5 protein-coding genes are annotated in these 8,646 nt (G+C 72.0%); 1 reads left to right on the top strand and 4 read right to left on the bottom strand.

What is annotated here, in order from left to right; genetic code table 11:
- Positions 1-13: 13 nt before the first annotated feature.
- Entirely contained in the window at positions 14-1,966 is a 1,953-nt protein-coding gene (locus QI554_RS41975; RefSeq protein ID WP_281478356.1) for a serine/threonine-protein kinase, read from the top strand.
- A 63-nt stretch (positions 1,967-2,029) separates the two neighbouring features.
- Here QI554_RS41975 and QI554_RS41970 read toward each other — a convergent pair whose 3' ends face one another.
- From QI554_RS41970 to secD, 4 genes are all read right to left on the bottom strand, one after another.
- Positions 2,030-4,678, bottom strand: coding sequence for a RelA/SpoT family protein (locus tag QI554_RS41970; RefSeq protein WP_281478351.1), 2,649 nt, complete (start codon positions 4,676-4,678; stop codon positions 2,030-2,032).
- 143 nt (positions 4,679-4,821) lie between these two features.
- Positions 4,822-5,373, bottom strand: a complete 552-nt coding sequence (locus tag QI554_RS41965) for an adenine phosphoribosyltransferase (RefSeq protein WP_281478349.1) — start codon at positions 5,371-5,373, stop codon at positions 4,822-4,824.
- Positions 5,374-5,485: 112 nt separating this feature from the next.
- Positions 5,486-6,670 (bottom strand): protein translocase subunit SecF, encoded by a 1,185-nt coding sequence (gene secF / locus QI554_RS41960; protein ID WP_281478346.1) that lies wholly within the window; start codon positions 6,668-6,670, stop codon positions 5,486-5,488.
- Positions 6,670-8,583 (bottom strand): protein translocase subunit SecD, encoded by a 1,914-nt coding sequence (secD, locus tag QI554_RS41955; RefSeq protein WP_281478344.1) that lies wholly within the window; start codon positions 8,581-8,583, stop codon positions 6,670-6,672. Before secD ends, secF begins: the two co-directional genes overlap by 1 nt.
- Between the last annotated feature and the right edge of the window lie 63 nt (positions 8,584-8,646).

Here is an 8,646-nt window from a genome sequence, read left to right as displayed (position 1 = left end):
GTGGCGCGCCGCGATGGCGTCGCAACTGGCCGACGCCGAAACGACGGTGGCCCCGGTGGACGCCACACCGTCCGTCCCGCCGCACCCCGCCGGCCCGCCCGCGGCGGCCCCCGCCGGTCCTCCCCCGCCGCCCGCGCAGGCCCCGCGTGTGGGCCCGCCCCCGCGCCCGGCCGCCGCACCGCACGCGACCCCCGCCCAGGCCGCCCCCGCCCCAGCCCCCGCACCCGCACCGGTCCCCCAGGCCGCCGTCCCGACCGAGCCGCGCGTCGCCACCCCCGCGCCCGCCGCGTCGCCCACCCGCGGCGCCGACCGTCCCGCGTGGACCGGCGGCCCGGACCGCGCCGCGCTGCGCCCGCTGGAGTCGGACGACCCGCGCAGCATCGGCGGCTACGCGCTGCGCGCCCGCCTCGGCGCGGGCGGCATGGGCCGCGTCTACCTGTCCTCGACGCCGGGCGGCCGCCCGGTCGCGATCAAGGTGATCCGCGGCGAGTTCTCCGAGGACCCCGAGTTCCGCCGCCGCTTCCAGCAGGAGGTCGCCGCCGCGCAGCGCGTGCAGGGGCTCTTCACGGCGCCGGTGCTGGACTCGGACGCGCACGCCGCGCAGCCGTGGCTGGCCACCGCGTACGTCGCCGGTCCGCCGCTGCACGAGGCGATCCAGCGGCACGGCCCGCTGCCCGCCGAGACCGTGCTGGTGCTCGTGGCGGGCGTCGCCGAGGCCCTGCAGTCCGTGCACTCCGCCGGCGTCGTGCACCGCGACCTGAAGCCGTCCAACGTGATCCTGGCCGCCGACGGGCCGCGCGTGATCGACTTCGGCATCGCCCGCGCCGCCGACGCGACGCCGCTGACCCAGACCGGCATGAGCATCGGCACGCCCGCCTACATGGCGCCCGAGCAGGCCCAGGGCAAGCCGTCCCAGCCCGCGACCGACGTGTTCTCGCTGGGCGCGCTCGCGGTGTACGCGGCGACCGGCGTGGGCCCGTTCGGCGAGGGCACCGACACGTCGATCCTGTACCGCGTCGTCCACGAGGAGCCGGACCTGGCGGCCTGCCCGGTGGCGGTCCGCGACCTCGCCGCCCGGCTGCTGGCCAAGGACCCCGCGCAGCGCCCGACGCCCGCCCAGGTGATCGACCTGTGCCGGGCGGCGTCCGGCGACTCGCGGCTGCAGATCGCCGAGGGCTGGCTGCCGGACACGCTGGTCGCGGACGTCACGGAGCGCCAGAACGAGCAGCCGCCGCCGGTGCCCGCCGAGCCGAAGCCGAAGGGCAAGGGCAAGCGGCGTGCGCTGGTCACGCTGATCACCGTCCTGGTGCTGGCCGCGGCGGGCGGCGTCACCTACGGGGTGCTGGCGAACAAGAAGGACGACGACAAGAAGCAGAACGCGGGCAGCAGCTCCAGCCAGCAGCCGGGCACCGGCGCCACCGGCGGCGGGGCCCCCAGCGGTAGCCCGACGCCGTCCGTCGAGCCGCCGACCGGCAAACCGACCACCACGACGCCCACCGCCACCGCCACCCGCACCGGCGGCCCCTCGAACAGCGCGAGCGGCAGCCCGAGCCCCGGTTCGATCGCGGGCGGGGTCGCCGAGGGCGGTGTGGTGAACACGTCGCAGATGAACGTGCCGGAGGGCTACTGCGTCGGTCTCAAGAGCGCGGTGCCGATCGTCTACAGCGATTGCGGCAGCAACGGCACGCTGTACTTCCACACCAGCTACTCGCGCGTCGAGGGCGTCGAGCTCGTGCTCCTCGACCCGGGCGAGACCGCCGACTACAACACGTGCCTGACGAACACCAAGTTCGCCACCGACGGCAAGATCGCGTACGCGGTCCTCAAGGCCGGCTCGGTGATCTGCTTCAAGAACAAGCAGGACGGCCTGATCGGCATGGCGCAGATCAACGCCCTGCCGGACGGCAGCAAGGTCAGCACCTACTGGCAGGTCACCCGCACCACCTGGCGCGGTCCGACGCAGTGACGCAGAGGCCGGGCGGCGATCCCGTCGCCGCCCGGCCCCGCGTACCGCCATGTACGGCCGCGCTCAGCCCTGCTGCCGCCCGCTGGTCACCCGGTACGCGTCGAAGACGCCCTCGACGCCGCGCACGGCCTTCAGCACGTGCCCGAGGTGCTTCGGGTCGCCCATCTCGAAGGTGAAACGGCTCAGCGCCACCCGGTCGCGGCTGGTCGTCACGGACGCCGACAGGATGTTCACGTGCTGGTCGGACAGCACCCGCGTGATGTCCGACAGCAGGCGCGACCGGTCGAGCGCCTGGACCTCTATGGCGACGAGGAACACCGACGACGCGGTGGGCGCCCACTCGACCTCGACGATCCGCTCGGGCTGCTGCGACAGCGACTCGACGTTGCCGCAGTCCTTGCGGTGCACCGAGACGCCGCTGCCGCGCGTCACGAACCCGATGATCGGATCGCCGGGCACGGGAGTGCAGCACCGCGACAGCTTGACCCAGATGTCCTCGACGCCCTTGACGATGACGCCCGGGTCGCCGCTGGCGCGGCGGGTGCGCCGGGTCGCGGTCGGCGTGGTGACCTCGGCGAGGTCCTCCGTCGCGCCCTCCTCGCCGCCGAGCGAGGCGACGAGCCGCTGCACGATGTGCTGGGCGGAGACCTGCTGTTCGCCGATCGCCGCGTACAGCGAGGAGATGTCGGTGTAGCGCAGCTCGTGCGCGAGCGTGACCAGCGCGTCCCCGCTGGTCATGAGGCGCTGCAGCGGCAGGCCCTGCTTGCGCATGGCGCGCGTCAGGGCTTCCTTGCCGTGCTCGATCGCCTCTTCGCGGCGTTCCTTCGAGAACCACTGGCGGATCTTGTTGCGGGCGCGCGGCGACTTGACGAAGCCGAGCCAGTCGCGGCTCGGCGCCGCGGACTCCGCCTTGGAGGTGAAGACCTCCACCAGGTCGCCGTTGTCGAGTCGCGACTCCAGCGGCACCAGGCGGCCGTTGACGCGCGCGCCGATGGTGCGGTGGCCGACGTCGGTGTGCACCGCGTACGCGAAGTCGACCGGCGTCGACCCGGCCGGCAGCGCGATGACGTCGCCCTTCGGCGTGAAGACGAAGACCTCCTGGCTGGACAGGTCGAACCGCAGCGACTCCAGGAACTCGCCCGGGTCGTCGGTCTCCCGCTGCCAGTCGAGGAGTTGGCGCAGCCACGCCATGTCGCCGACCTGCGCGTTGTCCTTCTTGGACGCCTTGCCGTCGGTCGCCGCGCGGTTCCCGCCGACCGCCTCCGCCTTGTACTTCCAGTGCGCCGCGATACCGTACTCGGCGCGCCGGTGCATGTCGAACGTGCGGATCTGCAGCTCGACCGGCTTGCCCTCGGGTCCGATGACCGTCGTGTGCAGCGACTGGTACATGTTGAACTTCGGCATCGCGACGTAGTCCTTGAAGCGCCCCGGCACCGGGTTCCACCGCGCGTGGATGGTGCCGAGCGCCGCGTAGCAGTCGCGGACCGAGTCGACCAGGACCCGGATGCCGACCAGGTCGTAGATCTCCGCGAAGTCCCGGCCGCGGACGATCATCTTCTGGTAGACGGAGTAGTAGTGCTTGGGGCGCCCGGTCACGGTCGCCTTGATGCGCGCGCCGCGCAGGTCGCCCTGCACCTGCTCGATGACGCCCGACAGGTACTCGTCGCGCTTGGGCGCGCGCTCGGCGACCAGGCGCACGATCTCGTCGTACATCTTGGGGTAGAGGATCGCGAACGCGAGGTCCTCCAGCTCCCACTTGATCGTGTTCATGCCGAGCCGGTGGGCCAGCGGCGCGTAGATCTCGAGCGTCTCGCGGGCCTTGCGCTCCTGCTTGTCGCGCTTGAGGTAGCGCATGGTGCGCATGTTGTGCAGGCGGTCGGCGAGCTTGATGACCAGCACGCGCGGGTCCTTGGCCATCGCGATGACCATCTTGCGGACCGTCTCGGCCTGCGCGGCCTCGCCGAACTTGACCTTGTCGAGCTTGGTGACGCCGTCGACGAGCATGGCGACGGTGTCGCCGAAGTCGCGGCGCAGCGTCTCCAGGCCGTAGTCGGTGTCCTCGACGGTGTCGTGCAGCAGGCCGGCCATCAGCGTCGGCGGGTCCATGCCGAGCTCGGCGAGGATCGTGGCGACGGCCAGCGGGTGCGTGATGTACGGGTCGCCGCTCTTGCGGCGCTGGCCGCGGTGCCAGCGCTCGGCGGTGGTGTACGCCCGCTCGATCTCGCGCAGGTCGGCCTTGGGGTCGTTGGCGCGCACGATGCGCAGCAGCGGCTCCAGGACCGGGTTGTACACACTGCTGCGCTGGACGCCGAGCCGGGCCAGCCGGGCGCGGACGCGCCCGCCGGTGTCCCCGCGGAGGCTGCGGACCCGGTCGCCGCCGCTGGTGCGCCGGACGACGGGCGGGCGGGACTGCGCCGCGCGTGTCTCGGGGCCCGCACCGGCCGCGGCGGCGCCGTGGCCCGTGCTGCCGGGCGTCCCCTCGTTGTCGGCCGCGGGTCCGCCGGAGGACGCGGGGGCGGCCTGCGCCGGGGGCTTGTCGGCGGCTTCGGGCACCACGGGGGCAGCGTCGGCGGAAGCCCGCTGTGCGGGCTCCGTCGCGCTTTCCGGTGCTTGCCGGTGGTCCCGGTCCGCCGTTCCCCGCGAGGGGGTCCTGGGAGCGTCCTGCGCGGACTCTCCCGGTGTCGGCGCCACGGGCACGACCTCGTCCGGCAACGGCACTCCTCCCGCCGGTTCCTGCGGTTCCCGGGGGTTCGAAACGGACGGCGAACCCCAGTGGACTTCCATCGTAACGAGAGTGGCCCGTCGTGGGTTCTCGCTCGCCCTGCGGCGTCGGTCAGACCAGGATCAACCGGACGTCATACGAGAATGAACGATGCGATCGAGCCATCCTCGATCAGCGGCGTGAGCTTCGCGCGGCCGTCCAGGAAGCCCAGCTCCAGCAGCACGGAGACGCCCGCGACCTCGGCGCCCGCGCGGCGGATCAGCGCGATGGTGGCGGCGACGGTGCCGCCGGTCGCCAGCACGTCGTCGATGACCAGCACGCGCTCGCCGGGGGCGAAGGCGTCCTGGTGCACCTCGAGCGTCGCGGAGCCGTACTCGAGGTCGTAGCTCTCGTCGTACGTCGCGCACGGCAGCTTGCCCTGCTTGCGCACCGGCACGAACCCGGCGCCGGCGCGGTACGCCACCGGCGCGGCCAGGATGAAGCCGCGCGCCTCGATGCCGACCACCTTGGTGACGCCGGCCTCGGCGCACCGGGCCGCCAGGGCGTCGACGAGCGCCGCGAACGCCTCGGGGTCGGCCAGCAGCGGCGAGATGTCCTTGAAGACCACGCCGGGCTTCGGCCAGTCCGCGATGTCGCGGATGCGGCTTTGCAGCAGGTCGCTGAGTTCCACGGGAGTCCTTGTCATACGCGGGTCGGTTCACGAGGCGTGCCCGGACCGTACGCCGGAAAACGGCGGCGACCGGGCGACGCCCGGTCCGGCACGAAGGCCGGCCCGGTCGTCACCCGGTCGCCGTTGATCAGTGCTTGCGCTTGCCGCTCGGACGGCCGGGACGCCGGTTGCGCGTCGACGACACCGGCTGGCGGCGCGGACCCGAGACGCGCGGGCCGGAGCCCGCACCCGCGGTCTCGCCGTGGTCCTCGTCCGCGGTGTCGTCGCGGTCGTCGCCGTCGCCCGCCGCACCGGCCTCGTCGGCGTCGGCACCGCGCGCCGCGGCGGCCTTTGCCTGCGCGGCGCGGTGGGTCGCGACGCGCTTGGCGAGCGCGCGCATCTCCGGCGTGCGCTCCTTGAGGTCCGCGTACAGCGGCGTGGCGATGAAGATCGACGAGAAGGCACCGGCGGCCAGACCCACGAACAGCGACAGCGCGATGTCCTTGAGCATGCCCGCGCCGAGCAGCCCGCCGCCGACGAACAGCAGCGAGGCGACCGGCAGCAGCGCCACCACGGAGGTGTTGATCGACCGGACCAGCGTCTGGTTCAGACCGCGGTTGGCGGCCTCGCTGAAGGTCATCTTGTTCTGCTTGGTGATGGCCTTGGTGTTCTCCTTCACCGTGTCGAACACGACGACGGTGTCGTAGAGGGAGTAACCGAGGATCGTCAGCAGACCGATGACCGTACCGGGCGTGACCTCGAACCCGACCAGCGCGTACACGCCGATCGTGATGACGATGTCGTGGATCAGCGCGACCAGCGCCGCCAACGCCATGCGCCACTCGAAGGCGATGCTGAGGTAGATCACCACCGCGATCATGAAGTACAGCAGGCCCTGCAAGGCCTTGTTCGAGATCTCCTTGCCCCAGCTGGGGCCGACCAGTTCGCTCTCGATCTTGTTCTGGTCGACACCGAGCTTGGTGCTCAGCGCGTCCTTGATCTGGTTGAACTTGGCCGTGTCCTTGCTGGCGATCTGGATGCGGACCTTGTCGCCGCCGACCTTCTGGACGATCGGCTCGTGGTCGCCCGTGAACGGCGCGATGGCGTCGTGCGCCGCCGAGACGGTGACGCCCGGCTTGCTCACGGTGTAGACCGCGCCGCCCTCGAACTCGATGCCCTTGGAGATGCCGCGGCCCAGCAGCCCGCCGATGGCGAGGATGAGGATGACCGCCGACAGGGCGTACCAGCGCTTCTTCTTGCCGACGAAGTCGTACTCGAGCTCGCCGGTGTACAGCTTGTGCCCGACGCTCCGCAGGCCGGAGAGGCGTGACATCAGGCCTCCTTGGGTTCGGCGGTGCCGGGACGCCGCCGGGTCGCGCGGTAGGCCAGCGGCCGCTTGGCGCCGAGGCGCTTCGGGTCGAGGCCGGACCACGGGTGGCCGGACGCGAAGAAGCCCTTGCGCGCCAGGATCACCATGAGCGGCTTGGTGAACAGGAAGACCACGACGATGTCGAGCAGCGTGGTCAGGCCGAGCGTGAACGCGAAGCCCTTCACCTTGCCGACCGACACCCAGTACAGGATGGCGGCGGCCAGGAACGACACCGCGTCCGACACCAGGATGGTGCGGCGGGCGCGCGGCCACGCGCGGGCCACGGCGGGCTGCAGCGACTTGCCCTCACGGATCTCGTCGCGGATGCGTTCGAAGTAGACGATGAACGAGTCCGCGGTGATGCCGATCGCCGCGATGGCGCCGCAGATCGCGGGCAGGTTCAGGGCGAACCCGATGCCGCGCCCGAGCAGGCACATGATCGCGTAGGTCAGCAGCGCCGAGATCCCGAGGCTGATGAGGCTGACGAAGCCCAGGCCGCGGTAGTACATGATCGAGTACAGCGCCACCAGGAACAGGCCGATCGCACCCGCGATCAGACCGCCCTTGAGCTGGTCCGAGCCGAGCGCGGCGGAGACCGTGCTGACCTCGCTCTGCTCGAAGGACAGCGGGAGCGCGCCGAACTTCAGCACGTTCGCCAGGCCCTTGGCTTCCTTCTGGCTGAACTGGCCGGTGATGACGGCCTCGCCGCCCGGCAGCTCCTGGTTCACCGTCGGGGCGACCTGGACGACGCCGTCCAGCTCGACCGCGAAGCGGTTCGTCGGGTACTGGCTGCTGGAGAGCGCCTTGGTGATGTTCGTGAACTTGCCGGTGCCCTTGCCGTCGAACTTGAGCGCGACCTCCCAGCCGCCGGCCTGGCCCTGCGGAGGCAGGGTCGCCTTCGACGAGCTCAGGTCGGTGCCGTCGATGGCGGCCGGACCGAGGATGTACTTCTCGATCGTGCCGTCCTGCGGCTTGCGCTCACAGGCGACCGTCGGCAGGGTCGGGTTGGTCTGCTGGCCGGTGCCGCGCTTGGCGGGGTCGGAGCAGTCCAGCGCGTTGTACTGGGCCTGCAGCTCGGGCGTCACGCCGAACGCGGACAGGTCCGCGTTCTGCTGGCCGGTGCCGTTGTTCGCGGCGCCGGGGTTCTGCGTCATGTCGAACGGCTGCTGCGTGATGTCCGGCGCGGGCGACCCCGGCGGGTTGGCCGTGGGGGTCGGCGGCGGGGTGGTGGCGTCCTTGAGGTTGGGGATCACCCGGCCCTGCGGCTTCGAGGTCGTCGAAGCGGTCGCGGTGGCCTTCGCGGTCGACGAACCGGTCGCGGTCGGCTTCGCGGTGCCCGTGGCGGACGACGAGGCGGACGCCGGCGTCGTGGCCGGCGGCGTGCTGGCGGCGGCCTGCCCCTGCGCGGGGTTGGACGGCGCGGCGCTCGGCGTCGGGCTCGCGGGCGGCGTGGTCTGCGGCTGCGGCTGCGTCACCGGCTGCCGGTCGGCGGCCAGCACCGGACGGAAGTAGAGCTTCGCGGTCTGGCCGACCTGCGCGGCGGCTTCCTTCTCGCCCTTCCCCTTGGGGATGTTGATGACGATGTGGTCGCTGCCCTGCGTCTGGACCTCGGCCTCGGACACGCCGAACGCGTTGACGCGGTCCCGGATGATCGAGACCGCCGTGTTCATGTTGTCCGCGTTCACCGCGTTCTTGGCGACGCCCTGGTCGGGCTTGGCCTTCAGCGTCACGCTGGTACCGCCCGCAAGGTCGATGCCGAGGCGCGGCGTGGTGTCGCCGGTCGCGAACATGATCGCGTAGAGGGCGGCGATGACCACCGTGATGAAGACCAGGGCCCGCCCGGGGTGCCCTCGCGTGCTGGATTTCGGTGCTGCCACCTTCGCCCATCTCCCTTTTGGTGCCGCGCAAGTGCTCCGCACCGGTCGCGGCACAGCGCCCGG

It is taken from the genome of Yinghuangia seranimata (genome assembly GCF_029953285.1).
Classification (GTDB): domain Bacteria; phylum Actinomycetota; class Actinomycetes; order Streptomycetales; family Streptomycetaceae; genus Yinghuangia; species Yinghuangia seranimata.
The sequence above is the reverse complement of the archived record's forward strand: the minus strand, read 5'-3'. Positions and strand labels throughout refer to the sequence as shown.